Origin of the sequence: Legionella cherrii (assembly GCF_900635815.1) — a bacterium.
Lineage (GTDB): Bacteria > Pseudomonadota > Gammaproteobacteria > Legionellales > Legionellaceae > Legionella > Legionella cherrii.
This window is the reverse complement of record NZ_LR134173.1, coordinates 3,357,902-3,374,464: the sequence shown is the minus strand read 5'-3', so window position 1 is coordinate 3,374,464 and position 16,563 is coordinate 3,357,902. Positions and strand designations below refer to the sequence as shown.

Below are 16,563 nucleotides of genomic sequence, written 5' to 3'. Positions count from 1 at the left end.
TGCGACTCTGTATTAGAATTAAAAATTTCTATTAAGCAGTACAAATTGCTTTAACTGTATGTGGCCCAAAATTAGTGATATCAACTCGCGCACCTGAGTCTGCGCTTAATTTCACAATGTCATTCGGGTGAACAGTAATCCGTAAAGATTGTCCAGCAATTAAATCCATGTTATTAACTTTTCCTTTTTTTGCTAGAGCTACAAATAAAATATCATTACTTGGATCTTCAGACACAATTTTACATTCAGCTTCTATCGTCCACATAAAAAAATTAGCCACTGGTTCGGGAACATTGCTTTGCAATATGTATTCAATTGTGGCTCCCATAGTCTTAGCCGGCAAACTTTCCACTGCATTCGCGCTTGTACTTAAAGACGCGGCGACACACAGTAAGCCAAGTCCAAATTTTTGTAGCATTATATAACTCCATAATTGTAAACGACCTAAGATACCCGTATTTTGTATGCATGGCAAACGTTGGATAAATTATTGACAACTAACTGCTAAAATTTTTTTCAAAAATACCTACGCAGTATCCATAGCTCCATAAAGGATAAAAATTGTAAAAGCGCTACAAAGTCTCATGGATACCGCGCATCAAGCGCGGTACGTAGGAAAATTGATTGTAATTTTTGAGAATTTCTCGGGGCTTTTCAGGCGATGTGCAGAAGATTTTGTGGGCTTTTTTATAATGCTTCCAAAGCCTTAGCAATCGACTCAGTCATCGCTTTAGCATCTCCAAAAAGCATGTAGGTATTATCATGATAAAATAAATCGTTTTCGACACCGGCATAGCCTGGGGCCAAACTTCTTTTGACAAATAATACATTTCTAGCTTTCTCCACTTCCAAGACTGGCATGCCATAAATTGGCGAGCCCGGATCTGTTTTTGCTGCCGGATTGGTGATGTCATTTGCTCCAATAACATAAGCTACATCACAACTTGTAAAATCACGGTTAATTTCACTTTGTTCAAATACTCTATCATAAGGAATATTGGCTTCAGCAAGTAATACATTCATATGCCCAGGCATACGACCAGCAACCGGGTGGATTGCAAAGCGAACTTTGATATTGCGACGTTCTAGGGCATCAACTAATTCTTTCACTGCATGTTGCGCATGCGCTACGGCCATACCATATCCAGGAACAATAATTACATCTTTAGCATTACTTAATAGAAATGCTGCATCTTCGCCATTACCTTGACGTACTGTGCGTGATTCATTTGTTGCATTCGCTTGTGAGTGACTCCCGGATGACTGGATACCTCCAAAAATGACATTAAAAATGGATCGGTTCATGCCAACACACATGATATAGCTGAGAATGGCTCCGCTCGCACCGACCAAAGCTCCAGTAATGACAAGCAAATGGTTGCTTAGTGTAAATCCAATACCTGCGGCTGCCCATCCTGAGTAAGAGTTAAGCATAGAAATGACGACGGGCATGTCTGCACCACCAATAGGGATGATGAGTAATACGCCCAGTAAAAATGCGAGTCCTGCCATGACACTAAACAGCGTCAGTGTTTGATTAATTAAAAACAAGGCAAATAAAACAAGGATGACTAGCGCGGTAATCAGATTAATCGTGTTATGACCTGAGAGTTTAATCGGGACACCCGACATAATGCCCTGCAATTTGAGAAAAGCAATGACTGAACCTGAAAAAGTGATGGCACCTATAATTAAACCAAGACTCATTTCGATAAGGCTTGCTTTGGCAATTGCTCCTGGAACGCCAATATGAAAAGAGGTAGGGGATAAGAAAGCGCAGAAAGCAACTAAAACGGCGGCCATACCTACCAATGAGTGGAATGCTGCGACGAGCTGCGGTATAGCCGTCATATTGATTTTGAAGGCAATGAAAGTACCTATTATGCCGCCTGCGATGATTAAACTAATGAGTAGGGGTTGATGGAATGTTGTTGGCATCATCAAGGTAGAACCTACCGCAAGGATCATGCCGGCAATACCCAAAAGATTTCCTCTTCTTGCCGAGGCGGGACTGGCTAAGCCTTTTAGCGCCAATATAAAACACACGGCAGATAATAGATAAAATAACGGGACCAGGGTTGTCATGAGAAATCATCCTTATTTTTGTAACGATTCACTACGGTTCATCGAAAAGCCATATGGGTTCCATCTAGGATTAAAATATGACTTTTCCCCACGGTTTTAAACGAGTGGTGAATGGTTTTAATGCATGTCATTATTTTTTATACATACGCAACATGCGTTGGGTTACAACAAATCCACCAAAAATGTTAATTGAGGTGATAAATATTGCTAGGCCGCCTATCCATGTGATTTTCCCTGTTAGCTGAGTACCTGCAGCAATGAGAGCTCCTAAAACAATAATACTGGATATGGCGTTGGTTACTGACATTAATGGTGTATGAAGGGCTGGGGTGACTTTCCAAACCACATAATATCCGACAAAGCAGGCCAAAACAAAAATGGTCAGTATGGCAATGTATGGATTTCCTAGGGAGTTCATCTCATGCATTTTGTGTCTCCTTGGTTACCTGGAAGGGTAGATATTGATTCTGATGACAAAGTACTGCTTGCTGAATGATTTCATCATTAGGATTTAACGTAATTTCGGGTGGGTTTTGTGCTAGGAGGTTGATTAAATGTACCAGATTATTGGCATAAAGCTCACTTGCAGTGGCTGGAACCAAGCCGGCCATGTTACTTAAACCAATGACAGTTACTTCTCCATGCTTTATTGTTTTATCAGGAACACTCACCTCACAATTACCACCTCGTGAGGTTGCAAGATCAACGACAACCGAACCGGGTTTCATCTGTTCTATCGTTTTTTTATACAATAAAATAGGCGCTTTTCTACCGGGGATTAAGGCTGTGGAAATAATGATATCTGCTAATTTCGCGTATTGATCAATCAGTTCTGCTTGAAGTTTTTTATATTCTTCACTCATTTCGGAAGCATATCCTCCCTTGGTTTCACTGTCTTGATCCTGGCTTACTTCAATAAATTCTGCGCCTAAACTTTCAACTTGTTCCTTTGCTGCACGCCGAACGTCAAACGCATAAACTACCGCACCCAAACGTTTGGCTGTTGCTATTGCCTGTAAGCCTGCGACTCCTGCGCCCAGAATGAGTACTTTAGCCGGCTGAATCATTCCTGCAGCCGTCATCATCATGGGAATTGCACGATGAAACTGGGTACATGCCTCTAAGACCGCCCTATAGCCTGCTAAATTTGCTTGTGAGGAGAGACTATCCATGCTTTGGGCGCGACTGATGCGTGGTATCAGGTTCATTGAAAATAAGGTAATTTGTTTTTCCTTGCACCAGGTGATTAATTTACTTTCTGGTTCATTATCGATATGTCCGATGATTAGGGCGCCTGCGGATAAACCCTCCAGCTCTTTGGGATCTGGTTCATTAATGCAAAGAAGAATGTTGGTTTTTTCTAATATGCTTTTTTTACTCTGAATCGATACGCCAACTTGTTCGTAATCCTGATCTCTAAAACGTGAGGCGACTCCAGCATTTTTTTCTATAGCGACTTCAAAGCCTGATTTAATAAAGTGCTTCGCTGAGTTAGGGGTAATGGCAACTCGGGTTTCATTACCTGGTGCTAGTAAGGTTGCGATCATCATGGGTAAATCCTTTTTACCTAAATATTAATTATCCTATTGTAATTTAGAATAATTTTCCATAGTAAGGATCAGAATTTGGCAAAATCTGATAAGAGGAGATTGGGGCATCCCGACCGTAACGAGGGATCTCCCAATCGCAACATTGTGCCAGATCATGGAGTTCACTCGTTACGGTCGGGATGACGGTGTGTTCAGCAGGCTAGGCAATCTAAGTAGTTAAACAGAAGTATGACCTGACTTATTGGGTTCTTCTTGCAAACTATCTACTTCTATAGCCAGTGCAATTTGATTGGCGCATGATTCCAGAAGCTGTATTTTTTCAGGTGTTGTACAATCATTATTCTTGGTGGGTTGGACTCTTAGAACTCCCATGGTACCGCGTGCACCAAGTAACGGAATAAATAAGGCATTAGAAAAGGAGAGGGTATCAGTTCCCCATCCTGCTTTTTGTCCTAATTCAAACACCCATTGAGCAATGCTGTACTCTTTTTCATCCAATTCTTGATGTGATTTGGCTCTCGCCTGAATAACGAGTTTTCCATTTTTTGGTAACAACGCGATAATCTCGCAATGAAAAATTTCTGAAATATAATTAACCCCGGTTCTCAGTAATCTGACTATCCCCCGTGTTCTCGATAATCGCCGACTTAGGGTATATAAGGCAGAGGTTTGGTATTCTGCAAGCCGTGCAATTTCTGTTTGACGGCGGGTGACTAAAGTTAACTGGCAAATAATGAGCGCCATAATGAACATCATAATCAAAGTGAAGAAATAATCAGATTGTGCGATGGAAAAGCTGTAATAGGGTGGGATAAACACATAATCATAGATTAAAATGCTGAGAATAATTCCTGAAATCGCAGGTCCTGTACGTCCTAATAAGGCAATGCAAATCATTCCTATTAAATAAACTAGAGTTAAACTGGTTTCGTTGACCAGAGGATAAATTAAATAATTAATCAGTGTCGTGACTGCGACAATGCTGGTGGATAAAAGGTAATAGAACCATGGAGTCTTTGGTTTGAGAAGGTTTTTTCCCTTTGATTTCTTTGATGCTATGGTCATGGTATAGACATCAATTTCACCACTATAGCGTAAAATTTCATCGGCCAAACTGCGAAAGAAAAAATTTCTCCATCGAGTACGAATTTGTTTGCAGATCATAATGAGGGTGACATTTTGATCACGGGAAAAATTGATGACTTCTTTAACAAGGTCATAAGCCATTAAAATATGCGTTTCAGCACCTAATTGTTCTGCAAAAAATAAATTCTTTATGGCTTGATTACGTTGTGTTCTAGATAATTGAATTCGCGTGGAATCTACATATACGGCAATCCAATCTGCTTGCAGACTGGTCGCCATTCTTTTGGCTGCTCGAATCAATTTATGTGACTCAGGACCTGGTCCCACGCAAACGAGTATTTTTTCCATAATGGGCCAAATGTGTTTAATACCTTGACCTTGTCTGTATAAAAGCACCTGCGTATTCACCCGCTTTGCCAGAGTACGTAATGCCAATTCGCGTAAAGCCATTAGATTACCTTTGCGAAAATAAAACTCTGCAGCGAGACGGGCTTGTTTGGGGACGTAGACTTTACCTTCGGACAGGCGTTTTAATAAATCTTCTGGGGCTAAGTCAACTAACTCAATCGTATTCGCCCTTTCTATCATTGCGTCCGGGACTGTCTCTTGAACAGGGGCATGAATGATTTGCGAGACATCATCATTGAGGCTTTCTATGTGTTGAACATTGAGGGTAGTACACACATCAATTCCACGGTCTAAAAGTTCTTTAATATCTTGCCAACGTTTTTTATGCCGTACCCCACTAACATTGGTATGTGCCATTTCATCCATGAGAATTAATCCTGGATTTCTTTTCAGGGCGGCATCCAAATCAAATTCTTGTAATCTTTTTCCGTGATAATCAATGGTTACTTTAGGTAAGATGACGAAATTTTTAAGTATTTCCTCAATTTCAATCCGTCCATGAGATTCGACAATACCGACTACGATATCTAAACCCTTAGCTTGTTCTTGCATTGCTTCATGAAGCATGGAATGTGTTTTTCCAACTCCTGGTGCGGCACCAAGATAAATTTTGAGTTTACCACGTTGTTTTTGTTGTTCTTCTTCTAATACTTGTTGTAGTAATGCATTAGGATCAGGGCGTTTGTCGGTCATTTTGTTGTCCTTAGATGATCCAGAGCTAAATTAAGCTCCAATACATTGATTCGTGGCTCTCCTAAAAGATGCAGGGTACGTTTTTTTATTAACTGATTTACTAATTTTTGAATTTCTTGTTCTGAAATATGGCGTGCTTTGGCAATACGAGGAATCTGGTATAAGGCTGCAAGCGGACTAATTTCAGGATCCAATCCACTAGCAGATGCAGTAACTAAATCTACTGGCACTAATTGTCTGGTCTCATTTTGATCTGTCAAAGTATATTGCCGAAGTGCAGCGATTCGTTTTTTTACCGTATCCAAAAATTCGGGGTTAGAAGGTCCCATATTTGAACCGGAAGAATTCGTTGCATTATAGGGAAATGGGGTAGTGGCGGAAGGGTGTCCCCAAAAATAATGGGGTGCATCAAAATATTGTCCAATGAGTGCCGAACCAATCGGATGGCCATTGTTCCATAACAAACTGCCATTTGCTTGATAAGGGAAAAATAGCTGAGCTAATGCGGTAACCAGTGCTGGGTAAATTAAGCCAGTCAGAATTGAAAAGAGAAGTAGAAATATTAAGGCAGTTTTTATTCGTTTTAGAGCTTCTAGAACCATTTTTTTATCCTGTTAAACCCAACACTGTTAAGAGCAAATCAATCAATTTAATACCGATAAAAGGGACGATTAATCCACCTAACCCATAGATAATGACATTATTTCTAAGGAGTTGTGCCGCAGGAAGTCGACGGTATTTTACTCCATGTAAAGCTAAAGGGATGAGGAAAATAATGATAAGCGCATTAAAAATTACTGTGGAAAGCACTGCAGTTTGTGGTGTTTCAAGATGCATGATATTAAGTACACTCAGTGCGGGATAAGTACTGGCAAATGCAGCGGGTAAGATGGCAAAATATTTGGCAATGTCATTCGCAATGCTAAAAGTCGTTAGGGCGCCGCGGGTCATGAGTAACTGCTTACCTATTTCAACTACCTCAATTAACTTGGTAGGATTTGAATCCAGATCAACCAAATTACCGGCTTCTTTTGCGGCTTGTGTTCCTGAATTCATGGCTACCGCAACGTCAGCTTGTGCCAGTGCTGGTGCATCGTTGGTCCCATCACCGGTCATTGCCACTAAATGGCCTTGAGCTTGTAAGTCACGAATCAATTTAAGTTTATCTTCGGGTTTTGCATTGGCTAGAAAATCATCTACGCCCGCTTCACCGGCGATTGAGGCAGCCGTTAGAGGATTATCGCCGGTTACCATGATGGTTTTAATCCCCATTTGTCTTAGTTGGGCAAATCGTTCATGAATTCCCCCCTTAATGATGTCTTTAAGGCGAACAATTCCTAAGACGTTTTTTCCTTCTGCGACAACCAGCGCTGTGCCTCCTTGGCGTGAAATAATTTCCACATTAGTTTTCACATTCTCAGGAACGTTACCTCCCAGCTCCTTGATGTATTCTTCGATGGCTTCGGAGGAACCTTTACGAATTTGCCGGGATCCAAGATTCGCGCCACTCATACGGGTTTGTGCTGTAAAGGGAATAAACGTTGCATCCAGTTGGGAAAGTGCTCTCCCGCGTAACTTATATTTTCTTTTGGCAAGAATAACAATACTTCGACCTTCGGGTGTTTCATCCGCAAGAGAAGCGAGTTGAGCCGCGTCAGCTAAATCCTTGACATCAACGCCTTCTGCGGGAATAAATTCCGTTGCCTGTCGGTTCCCTAAAGTAATCGTTCCGGTTTTATCCAGCAATAAAACGTCAATATCTCCAGCCGCTTCAACCGCGCGTCCAGATAGGGCAATGACATTGGCTTGAATCATGCGATCCATGCCGGAAATACCAATTGCTGAGAGGAGCCCGCCAATCGTTGTTGGTGCCAAACAAACAAAGAGGGCAACAAGCACTGTGATTGAAATTGCTGAACCTGCTTTAGTGACAGACACACTAAACATTGAAAAAGAGAGCAGGGTACTACAAACGACCAAGAACACGATAGTTAATGCAGCCAGTAAGATCGTTAATGCCAGTTCATTCGGTGTTTTTTGCCTTTTAGCGCCTTCTACTAGAACTATCATTCGATCCAAGAAGGTTTCACCCGGATTGGATGTAATGCGGATGATAAGCCAATCTGAGATAATTTGAGTACCTCCAGTTACAGCACTGCGATCCCCGCCGCTTTCACGAATTACCGGGGCGCTCTCACCGGTGATGGCACTCTCATTAACTGAAGCAATTCCTTCAATAATCTCTCCGTCACTGGGAATAAAATCACCTGCTTCAACCAAAACCAAATCCCCTGAACGTAATTGCACAGACGGAATTATCGTGAACTTTGCACTTTTAGATGCTTTTGCTAATTTTTTAGCTTGAATTTCTTGTCGTGCGCGACGTAACTCTTCTGCCTGCGCCTTACCTCGACCCTCTGCCATAGCCTCTGCAAAATTAGCAAACAGGAGTGTAAACCAAAGCCATAAACTAATAGCTAGAATAAACCACGGCGCAGCTTCTCCATGCCCTATCAGTGCTTGTATAAAAAGAAAAGTGGTGATAATTGAACTCACGTAAACGGTAAACATGACCGGGTTTTTTATTTGGTTGTGAGGGGCTAATTTTAAAAATGAATCCAGTAGGGCGCCTCTAATAATACTAAAATCCCAAATAGAATGTGATTTAGTAGCCATATTTCCCCCAAAGCATCAAATGCTCCACAATAGGACCAAGAGCAAGCGCTGGTAAAAAGGACAATGCGCCAATAACAATGACAATACAAACCAGTAAAGTAACAAAAAGGGGGGTATGAGTGGCTAAAGTGCCCAAACTGCTAGGAATTCTTTTCTTTCTAACGAGCGAACCTGCAATTGCGAGTGCAGGAATAGCGAGCCAATATCGACTGATCAACATCAGCATGCCACCGATAATATTATAAAAAGGGGTATTGGCATCCAAACCCGCAAAAGCACTCCCATTATTATTTCCCATAGATGTAAATGCATAAAGTATTTCTGTAAAGCCATGTGCCCCAGGATTTGCGATGGAGCTTTTTCCAGCAGAGGTTACTGAAGCATAGGCTGTTGTAATGAGGACAATTAAAGGCATAATTAAAACAGCGATGGAGGCCATTTTCATCTCAAAAGGCTCAATTTTTTTACCTAGATACTCAGGGGTTCTGCCAACCATAAGTCCTGCAATAAATACAGTGAGAATAACCAGCATTAACATTCCATATAGCCCGGAACCAACGCCGCCAAAGCTGACTTCTCCTAAATGCATCATCCATAAAGGAACTAATCCTCCGAGAGGAGTAAATGAATCGAGCATGGAGTTTACTGAACCGTTAGAGGCTGCTGTTGTAGCTGTTGTCCAAATTGCTGAGTTGACAATACCAAAACGTGTTTCCTTACCCTCCATATTACCGGCAGGATAAACTTCAGATTGGACGATAGGGTCGATCCCCATTTGTTGAAATGAGGGATTTCCTGCTTGCTCGACTGCAACTTCGAATATCACCCATGGTACAAAAAGAATGGACATGGCAATTAATATCGCCCAGCCTTGCCTTTTATCGCGAGCCATAGCGCCAAACGTAAAACAAAAAGCGGCAGGAATGAGCAAGATTGCTACCATTTCCAGAAAATTGGTCAACGGAGTAGGATTTTCAAATGGGTGAGCAGAGTTAGTATTAAAAAAACCACCACCATTTGTACCCAGTTGTTTAATGGCAACTTGTGACGCTACCGGCCCCATGGGAATGATTTGTTCGGTTATTTTTACGGGTGTTGTTTCAGGGTTGCCCTGGTTATCTAATACCGTTGTACCTGTCGCATCTGTTATTGGCTGTTTGTAGGTAAAGGCGTACGGTAAGCTGATTTTTTGATAGGGTTTAAAATTCTGAATGACTCCCTGAGAACACAGAATAAGTGCAAAAATCAAAGATAACGGCAATAAGATATAAAGTATTCCACGTACTGTATCTACCCAGAAATTTCCCAGGGTGTTCCTTTCATTTTTTACGATACCTCGTATTAGTGCAATGAGTAACGACATGCCTGTCGCTGCCGAGATAAAATTTTGTACGGTTAGTGCAACCATTTGTGTAAAATAACTCATCGTGGTTTCACCACTATAGGCTTGCCAATTGGAATTGGTGGCAAAGCTTGCCGCAGTATTAAATGCAAGATCAGGCGATGGAGCAGTAAACTCCTGAGGATTCAGTGGAAGATAAAATTGAATACGTTGTATGAGGTAAACGAACAGTAATCCAACCAAATTAACGAAGAGCATGGTTGATAAATAGGTTTTCCATCCCATTTCTTCTTGAGTATGAATTCCACAAATCCTGTAGATGAATTGTTCAAACGGTCTTAAAACAGCATCGAGTAAACAGCGACGTCCTTGATAGACTTGGGCCATATACCAACCTAATGGTTTTACTAGCAGTAATAGGAAGATCAAATAAAATGCAATTTGCAGAAAACCAACTTTTGTCATAAGGGGTCCATTCCCATTTTAAATTAAATCGGTTAGCCTAGAATAACTCAGGTTTGAATAACACAATTAGCAAATAAATTAACAAACATAAAGCAATTATTCCGCAGCTTAAATACAAACTCATGATTCACTCCTTGCTAGATAATCAAAGAATCGGATTAGCCCAAAGGATAAACTAAAAAAGAATAGGATAAGAAAAATTAATAAAATATCCATTTGCTCGAGTGTCCATAATAGAAAGTATGTATTTAATTATAATTCTAACTCAGGTTTTAACTGTTTGATTATAGTGGTTATACATTAAAAAAAACAATCGAACACAATGAGTGGTCTAATATTCTGGGTGTAGTACCCTCAGAACCTCTTTATGACCCGCGCAGCGAGGGATAATAGGAAGCTGCTGGACTGCACCAAAATTCATAATCATAATGGACACAAGGACATAGAAATAAAAAAGGGCGTATTTTAAAACGCCCTTTTATGAAATTTGGGATAGACAGTAAGATTGAGTACAGTCCTTTTTACCAAGGTGGACTCCTCTGGAGTGTTTCAGGCTTCTTAGTACATGCTAAGCTTGCACACCACACTCTCACTCTGGCTCCCAAAGTAATAATGTTGGCTGAACAATGTGTACTGTCTATGATTCTATGATAGGCCAATATAAGTTCTATTGCCACTTGATTTTGCTGGTTTTTTGCAAAGATTTCGTTAAAATTGAACAGGTATTTGTTAATGTGTTGAATTAATGAAGAAAATTTAGCCTGGATTTTCGCTGCGCTGCACCCAGGCTACCCAATCTTTAACTACGACGCTGAATACCAAAAAAGGGGACACCAACGTAAGTTCTTCTTGCTGCGTGTCTTTGCGGTGGATTCTTGCTGGTTTGTAGAAAAATTTGGGTATAATAAAGTTTGCCTTGTTTGTCACGAGCAACACCGACCCCAGTGATGTTATAATTACCCATGATATTTCTTCGATGTCCTGGGCTACGAACCCATTGGCTGACTACGATTTGAGCCGTTTTGTAGTTGTATGCGACATTCTCGGCGCCGCCGCCAGTATTTTTAATTTGTGAACGCAGTTTGGCAATACGCTTTCCAAAGTCCTGATGGCCAAAAGGCATACGATGGTTGGCCATATCCTGAGAGTGTTGTTTGGCTTGGATTACAATCTTATTATCCATTGTAAGCTTAGATAAGCCGTGTTGCTGCCGGTATTGGTTAATATAGAATAAAACAGCGTTTTGAATGGCGGTATCATTTTCGACAGGCTTTGCTGCAGAGGTTGCATAAGCACAAGTAAATAAATTAAAAAAAAGCGCGCTTAAAATCATTATTTTGGTTTTTAAAGACATAGGTATTCTCTTCAACTGGAATAAAGGAAGGGAATGGTGACTAAAAAAAATCCATTTGTCTAGACTTGGTGTGGGCTAAATAAAGTCAAAATAAAAAAATAAAATTCATTTTGATTTAAAAAAGCAATTATTTGAGAACATAAAGTTAATGGCTTAAATTGGCTATTGCATCCTTTAAATCTTCAACCTCACCGGAATAATGAAAGTAAATACGTTTTTTTGAACAGTCTATGATGCAAAGTGGTTCTTGGGGTTGATCGCCAAATTGTTTAAATACCCAAAATACTCCATCGCTATGCTGGTTTTCTATTTCTTTTAGCAAGTCCACCATTTTATCATTTTCCAATGCAGAATGTGGGCAATTAAGACCTGATGCGCCGTGCGTTATTTTATAGGCATAATGTTGTTCTTTCATGATAATACTCCCTGAAAATCAATGGAGAAGAGGACCTATTTGCTTACATTATAGTCTACGAAAAGCCACATTTGGCCCATCTTGCGTGAAAAGGACTCTCAATCTGCACACCATCTGACTTTTATCGGTAATTTTTTGCCGTCAACCCGAACGCATCGAGAGATCTCCCGGGATGACGGGGATTTTTAAAGGTTAACCGATAAACCTAGGAGCACAGCGTGTAATGTAGGAATGTTAGATAACTGCTCTTTTTTAGAATAAGTTTCCAAATGAAAATTTGGCCCATTGCCACTAAATATTCCTTGATACAATAAATTTAGGCTAGCCAAGGCAGTAATTGGATAGCCAAAACCTGCTTGTATTTCGCCTGCTAATTGAGAGATGTCATTAAGAGGAACACGATCATCACGCCAATGCCGATAAGCCAGCCCCCCTTTTAATTGAGCAAAAAAAGAACTATTTCCCAGGGGATCGCTTTTGGTGGTAATTAATAAATCCAGCGTAGGAGCAAGAGTAGTTTGCATGGGTATCCATTTTTTAAGTGCATGGAGTGTTTCTCGGGTCATGTTTAATTTTATCCGAGTCCCAGTTTGCAGTCCTAATTCCAAGCCTAATGCAATATTTCCTGCAAGCATCATTTCATTAGCGAGGGCTAATCGTCCTATTGGAGCATTTTTGTCTCTGGAAGCGATTTGGTAATTGCCTGTACCTGCACTCGCAGAAACAGACCATGGTTGATCTTGTGATGTTAGTTTAGGGAAATAATCACCAGCGATTGCATTAAATGATAATAAAATTCCTATTATAGTTAATTTCATATGCCATATCCCTAAATGAATTGTTCATAATCATACTTTTGCATGCCAATAATTTGAATTTTTTAGCCCCTAGTTCCATCACTGCAAAAGTACCTATGGGAATAGTAAACATAAAAAAACGGTAGGCACTTTGAGCATAATACAACCGCTTTTTTATTGAATTTGGCGGAGAGAGAGGGATTCGAACCCTCGATACGTTGCCGTATACACACTTTCCAGGCGTGCGCCTTCGACCGCTCGGCCATCTCTCCAATTCGGGCAAGCTTATACAGGTCGGATAATAAAATCAACCCTGTACGGGCCTAAATTGATAACTTATCTACATAATTTATAATTGATATTGTATATACTATAAATAATGGCTCTAAAGCCTGTTAACAATTCATTTTAATTGTTTTTTTTTTAGACCAAGCAAATTGTTAACACGCACCCTTTAAAAAGGATTAAATTATGTTAGCAAGAATTTTTATTATTATTTTAAGCCTTATTTCATCAAGTTCTCTTTGGGCGGCTATTACCTGTTATTACACTTTAGTTAAGGATAATTGTTGGACTAAATATGATGTATCTGTCGAAATCATGGATGCTGCATCAGGTAAAACTCTAACAACGGTAGCAGTCCCTTCTGGAAAATCTTGGATGCGTCAGACTTTCCCTTGCGAACCTGGGCAAAAACTCATGTATCGAGCTCAGTTTTCACCAGTTTTTTGGGAAAGTGATAAAGGGAAAACTTATATTGCTAAAAATTATTGGTCTTTGCCCAATAGCGTAAATCCTGGAGATTCAGCTTGGAATGTCACTGTTTGTTATCCGAGTGATTTTTCACTGGTCCCGCTGCCTCCCGATGCATCAGGAAATTGCAGTTGCAGTTTTAATGATATCCCGGCGATACCACCAAAAAAGATATAAATGGCATTAATTTTTATCTTTGTGTATGATTCTCGTCACAACATAAACTAATTTTTTAGGAAGGATTTTTTCCTAATTTGTTGACGGAGCGACTGATGATTACTCTTAGAAATAAAATTGGTCAGATGTTAGTCATGGGGTTTGATGGCTGTGATATTCACAACAAAAGCCCTGTTGCTGAATGGCTATCGTCAGATGGATTAGGTGGCGTTCTGTTATTCGATTACGATATTTCTACAGATTTATATGGTAGAAATTTAAAAAATCAGGCACAAATCAAACGCTTAACACATCAACTTAATTATTATTCTTCTGAAATAAATTATAAAAACAATGAATTGCCTTTATTAATTGCGCTAGATTATGAAGGGGGAGCCATAGATCGTTTGTCACGAATTGAAGGATGTATGCCCACTATGAGTGCCTACACTATGGCACAATTATCTCCTGAAGCGTTACAGGCTGAACTGACACAAATGGCATTTACCCTAAAGTCTTTAGGGTTTAATCTTAATTTCAGCCCAGTTGTTGATTTGCATCTCCAAGAAGAGCAAGGAATTATTGGCAGTTTACAACGTAGTTTTTCAACCAATCCTGATGATGTAGTTCATTTGGCCAGAAAATTTGTTGATGTCTTTTCTCATTATGGTATCGCGTGTTGTTATAAACATTTCCCAGGTCATGGTAGTGCATTGGGTGATACTCATAAAGGATTTGTGGATGTTACGAATACATTTCATAAGGAAGAGTTGATTCCTTATTATCAATTAGCAAAAGAGGCTTATAAACCTACTTTGATTATGACCGCGCATGTGGTGAATAAACAGTTGGATAAGCAAGGCTTACCTGCCACTTTATCCCATGCTATCTTAACAGGCTTATTGCGTGAGACTATTGGCTATGATGGAGTCATCATCGCTGATGATTTACAAATGCAGGCAATTACCGATCATTACTCACTTGAGGATGCCCTATGTATGACAATCAACGCAGGGGCTGATATGCTCATTTTCGCGAATCAATTAGCAAAAATTACCGCTCCAGAAGTGATTGAAGTGATTGAGCGACTTGTTTTTGAGCAAAAAATAGAGCAACAACGTATCGAAGATGCCTACCGTCGAATCATGCGTTTAAAGCACCAAATCAAATCCATTGAGTTAGTTGATTAAGAACTCATAACACTTCTCCTGGTACGCATACGTTCACCTAAAGAGATTACAGTTTTTTGACCCAGATTTATTGATAAATTATAGGGGTTAAGGTTTTAAAATCTCTTGACGAACAGGCTAGATGTGTTAGAATATTTCTCATTGTACATATTTTAATCAGACAGAGTATAAGGTTTTTATGTTAACTCACTCGAACCAAACAATGCACCGTTCAACCCTCGCTCATTTTAAACTTGTTTCTTGTTGTTGCTGCTAACTTAATCTCTTTATGTTCATTTTTTTGATTTTTTAAGGATCCCCAACATGTGTGCAGCACATCAACAACAGAAAAAACTCATTTTCAGCACCCCTGTGATTTATGCTTTAATGATTGGTTTGGGTATTGCCAGTGGAATGTCTAATGTTGCTGTTTTGAAAGAAACAGGTCTATTGATTTCTGATTTATTTATTAAACTTTTTAAGTGCATCAGTTTACCCATTATTTCTTTATCCATCATCGTCACTTTAGCAAACTACAAAACTGATGGGTATATGAAAAAAATATGGCAACGTACAATAAAGTATACTTTTTCTACTACGGTAGTGGCTGCGGTGATCAGTTGTTTGCTTTATCTCATCATTCAACCCAGTTCGGTGCAAGTCAATTTGGATGCGCAAACAACCACATCAACGAGCAGTTTAGGTTATTTGGGATATCTGGCGAATATTATACCCACTAATCTATTATCTCCTTTTCTTGAACAACAAGTTATGGGGGTATTGTTCTTAAGTATTATTATCGGTATTGCGGTGCGTCAAATACCTGATGAAGAAGCACGTGATACCATCACGCGCTTTTTCCGAGGCGCGCACGGTATGTTTTTAGTGATGACGCGTTGGATTATCGCAGTAATTCCTTTAGGCTTGTTCGGCTTTATTACCTCAACAGTAGTTCAGTTGCGTTCCGGTATGGATATCAAAGGGATTGGTGAGTATTTACTGATCGTTGTTTTAGCCAATTTAGTCCAAGGTTTTGTCGTCTTACCTTTATGGCTAAAAAAGAATAATATTCAACCCTTTGCCGCAATGCGTTCTATGCTTCCTGCTTTATCAGTCGCTTTTTTTTCTAAGTCTTCCGTAGGGACTTTACCGGTCACCATGAATACTATAGAAAAGAATTTGCAGGTAAAGCCAGCAGTAAGCCGTTTTGTTTTACCTTTATGCACCAGCATTAACATGAATGGTTGTGCCGCCTTTATTTTTGCTACGGTAATTTATTTAATGCAGAATCATGGCATGCCCATTTCCTACGGTACCATGGTTTTGTGGATATTCGTTGCTACAGTTGCTGCTATTGGCAATGCTGGGGTACCTATGGGATGTTTCTTCCTGAGCATTAGCCTATTATCCAGTATGAACGTTCCTATCGTGCTCATGGGGGTTATTTTACCTTTCTATGGTTTAATTGATATGTTAGAAACTGCTTTAAATGTATGGTCTGATGCTTGTGTCACTAAGATCGTCAATGATAAAGCAATTGCCGAGGAGCAAGGCGAATTAAAACCGACAAAAATACCTTCCTATGAAGCCGAATTGGGTTAAATAGAATCCCCT

General features: G+C 39.9%; 15 protein-coding genes, 1 tRNA gene and 1 other RNA gene. 3 read left to right on the top strand and 14 right to left on the bottom strand.

Annotation, left to right across the window (positions count from 1 at the left end; translation table 11 throughout):
- Positions 1 to 31 precede the first annotated feature (31 nt).
- The 14 genes from EL022_RS14420 to EL022_RS14355 all read right to left on the bottom strand — a co-directional run bounded on the left by EL022_RS14420 (position 32) and on the right by EL022_RS14355 (position 13,143).
- Entirely contained in the window at positions 32 to 418 is a 387-nt protein-coding gene (locus tag EL022_RS14420) for a hypothetical protein (RefSeq protein ID WP_028379909.1), read from the bottom strand.
- A 269-nt stretch (positions 419 to 687) separates the two neighbouring features.
- Positions 688 to 2,085 (bottom strand): NAD(P)(+) transhydrogenase (Re/Si-specific) subunit beta, encoded by a 1,398-nt coding sequence (locus EL022_RS14415; RefSeq protein ID WP_028379910.1) that lies wholly within the window; start codon positions 2,083 to 2,085, stop codon positions 688 to 690.
- Between the two features lie 130 nt (positions 2,086 to 2,215).
- Complete coding sequence (locus tag EL022_RS14410) at positions 2,216 to 2,512, bottom strand: proton-translocating transhydrogenase family protein (RefSeq protein WP_028379911.1); 297 nt, start codon at positions 2,510 to 2,512, stop codon at positions 2,216 to 2,218.
- Positions 2,505 to 3,635, bottom strand: a complete 1,131-nt coding sequence (locus EL022_RS14405; protein ID WP_028379912.1) for a Re/Si-specific NAD(P)(+) transhydrogenase subunit alpha — start codon at positions 3,633 to 3,635, stop codon at positions 2,505 to 2,507. The genes EL022_RS14410 and EL022_RS14405 overlap by 8 nt, the downstream gene beginning before the upstream one ends.
- A 216-nt stretch (positions 3,636 to 3,851) precedes the next feature.
- On the bottom strand, positions 3,852 to 5,822 hold the full coding sequence (locus tag EL022_RS14400; protein ID WP_028379913.1) for a DUF4118 domain-containing protein: 1,971 nt from the start codon (positions 5,820 to 5,822) through the stop codon (positions 3,852 to 3,854).
- A complete protein-coding gene (gene kdpC / locus EL022_RS14395; protein ID WP_028379914.1) occupies positions 5,819 to 6,424 on the bottom strand; it encodes a potassium-transporting ATPase subunit KdpC in 606 nt (201 codons plus the stop codon). The genes EL022_RS14400 and kdpC overlap by 4 nt, the downstream gene beginning before the upstream one ends.
- Before the next feature lie 4 nt (positions 6,425 to 6,428).
- Positions 6,429 to 8,498 carry a potassium-transporting ATPase subunit KdpB gene (gene kdpB, locus EL022_RS14390; RefSeq protein ID WP_028379915.1) on the bottom strand — a complete coding sequence of 690 codons (2,070 nt, stop codon included), beginning with the start codon at positions 8,496 to 8,498 and terminating at the stop codon, positions 6,429 to 6,431.
- The gene (gene kdpA, locus EL022_RS14385; RefSeq protein ID WP_028379916.1) at positions 8,488 to 10,305 is read right to left on the bottom strand and encodes a potassium-transporting ATPase subunit KdpA; all 1,818 of its coding nucleotides are present in this window, start codon (positions 10,303 to 10,305) and stop codon (positions 8,488 to 8,490) included. The genes kdpB and kdpA overlap by 11 nt, the downstream gene beginning before the upstream one ends.
- A gap of 37 nt (positions 10,306 to 10,342) precedes the next feature.
- Entirely contained in the window at positions 10,343 to 10,429 is an 87-nt protein-coding gene (locus tag EL022_RS16810; protein ID WP_081776841.1) for a potassium-transporting ATPase subunit F, read from the bottom strand.
- Between the two features lie 366 nt (positions 10,430 to 10,795).
- Positions 10,796 to 10,947: non-coding RNA, 6S RNA (ssrS, locus tag EL022_RS14375), on the bottom strand.
- A 157-nt stretch (positions 10,948 to 11,104) separates the two neighbouring features.
- Positions 11,105 to 11,659: a CAP domain-containing protein gene (locus tag EL022_RS14370; protein WP_028379917.1), complete on the bottom strand. Its 555-nt coding sequence runs from the start codon at positions 11,657 to 11,659 to the stop codon at positions 11,105 to 11,107.
- 145 nt (positions 11,660 to 11,804) lie between these two features.
- On the bottom strand, positions 11,805 to 12,074 hold the full coding sequence (locus tag EL022_RS14365; RefSeq protein WP_028379918.1) for a hypothetical protein: 270 nt from the start codon (positions 12,072 to 12,074) through the stop codon (positions 11,805 to 11,807).
- Positions 12,075 to 12,259: 185 nt separating this feature from the next.
- On the bottom strand, positions 12,260 to 12,892 hold the full coding sequence (locus EL022_RS14360; RefSeq protein WP_028379919.1) for a hypothetical protein: 633 nt from the start codon (positions 12,890 to 12,892) through the stop codon (positions 12,260 to 12,262).
- Positions 12,893 to 13,055: 163 nt separating this feature from the next.
- Positions 13,056 to 13,143, bottom strand: a tRNA-Ser gene (locus EL022_RS14355).
- A 199-nt stretch (positions 13,144 to 13,342) separates the two neighbouring features.
- On the opposite strand from EL022_RS14355, the gene EL022_RS14350 reads away from it, so the two are divergent.
- The 3 genes from EL022_RS14350 (at position 13,343) to EL022_RS14340 (ending at position 16,551) form a co-directional block, all read left to right on the top strand.
- A complete protein-coding gene (locus EL022_RS14350; protein WP_028379920.1) occupies positions 13,343 to 13,801 on the top strand; it encodes a hypothetical protein in 459 nt (152 codons plus the stop codon).
- A gap of 95 nt (positions 13,802 to 13,896) precedes the next feature.
- On the top strand, positions 13,897 to 14,970 hold the full coding sequence (locus EL022_RS14345) for a glycoside hydrolase family 3 N-terminal domain-containing protein (protein WP_028379921.1): 1,074 nt from the start codon (positions 13,897 to 13,899) through the stop codon (positions 14,968 to 14,970).
- Between the two features lie 303 nt (positions 14,971 to 15,273).
- Complete coding sequence (locus tag EL022_RS14340; protein ID WP_028379922.1) at positions 15,274 to 16,551, top strand: dicarboxylate/amino acid:cation symporter; 1,278 nt, start codon at positions 15,274 to 15,276, stop codon at positions 16,549 to 16,551.
- Positions 16,552 to 16,563: the final 12 nt, after the last annotated feature.

Coding starts and splice junctions, on each gene's coding strand:
- EL022_RS14420 (WP_028379909.1), bottom strand. CDS start 418: ATGCTACAAAAATTTGGACTTGGCTTACTGTGTGTCGCCGCGTCTTTA.
- EL022_RS14415 (WP_028379910.1), bottom strand. CDS start 2,085: ATGACAACCCTGGTCCCGTTATTTTATCTATTATCTGCCGTGTGTTTT.
- EL022_RS14410 (WP_028379911.1), bottom strand. CDS start 2,512: ATGCATGAGATGAACTCCCTAGGAAATCCATACATTGCCATACTGACC.
- EL022_RS14405 (WP_028379912.1), bottom strand. CDS start 3,635: ATGATGATCGCAACCTTACTAGCACCAGGTAATGAAACCCGAGTTGCC.
- EL022_RS14400 (WP_028379913.1), bottom strand. CDS start 5,822: ATGACCGACAAACGCCCTGATCCTAATGCATTACTACAACAAGTATTA.
- kdpC (WP_028379914.1), bottom strand. CDS start 6,424: ATGGTTCTAGAAGCTCTAAAACGAATAAAAACTGCCTTAATATTTCTA.
- kdpB (WP_028379915.1), bottom strand. CDS start 8,498: ATGGCTACTAAATCACATTCTATTTGGGATTTTAGTATTATTAGAGGC.
- kdpA (WP_028379916.1), bottom strand. CDS start 10,305: ATGACAAAAGTTGGTTTTCTGCAAATTGCATTTTATTTGATCTTCCTA.
- EL022_RS16810 (WP_081776841.1), bottom strand. CDS start 10,429: ATGAGTTTGTATTTAAGCTGCGGAATAATTGCTTTATGTTTGTTAATT.
- EL022_RS14370 (WP_028379917.1), bottom strand. CDS start 11,659: ATGTCTTTAAAAACCAAAATAATGATTTTAAGCGCGCTTTTTTTTAAT.
- EL022_RS14365 (WP_028379918.1), bottom strand. CDS start 12,074: ATGAAAGAACAACATTATGCCTATAAAATAACGCACGGCGCATCAGGT.
- EL022_RS14360 (WP_028379919.1), bottom strand. CDS start 12,892: ATGAAATTAACTATAATAGGAATTTTATTATCATTTAATGCAATCGCT.
- EL022_RS14350 (WP_028379920.1), top strand. CDS start 13,343: ATGTTAGCAAGAATTTTTATTATTATTTTAAGCCTTATTTCATCAAGT.
- EL022_RS14345 (WP_028379921.1), top strand. CDS start 13,897: ATGATTACTCTTAGAAATAAAATTGGTCAGATGTTAGTCATGGGGTTT.
- EL022_RS14340 (WP_028379922.1), top strand. CDS start 15,274: ATGTGTGCAGCACATCAACAACAGAAAAAACTCATTTTCAGCACCCCT.